The 358-nt window shown below is 62.7% G+C and carries 1 protein-coding gene; it reads right to left on the bottom strand.

Annotated features, from left to right (window positions below; all coding sequences use genetic code 11):
• Window positions 1-263: DUF5078 domain-containing protein (locus AC1DY7_RS31480; protein WP_477497676.1), on the bottom strand; the 263-nt coding region annotated here is incomplete at its 3' end.
• Window positions 264-358: the final 95 nt, after the last annotated feature.

Raw genomic sequence — 358 nt, 5'->3', positions numbered from 1 at the left:
GAGAAGAACCAGTGGATGCGGTCTTGGGCGCCTTGTTGGTCGCCGGCGGGTTTGTTGTTGTAGTCGATCATGTAGCGCTCGTAGTAGACGGGTTCCACATCGCGGGCGGCGGCCATGATCTGTTCTGCGGTGCAGGGGGTTTTGAGGATGCGGTTGGGGATGGGGTAGTCGTCGGTCGCATCGGCGGAGGCGATGCCGGAGGTKGYSAGKGCGCCGGCGAGGGCTGCGGCGGCGASWCCGAGGCGGAKGGTCTTGTGCATCATGGTGTTTTTTTCCGTTCAGTGTTTCTGGGACTCGGCGACCTGGTCGAGCAGGATGCGTTTGTCGGGGCAGTAGTAGTTCAGGGCGGAGCCCAGGA

This window comes from Mycobacterium sp. P2_H7, from assembly GCF_056403275.1.
Note: the sequence above shows the minus strand (reverse complement) of the source record. Positions and strands in the feature narration are given on the sequence as shown.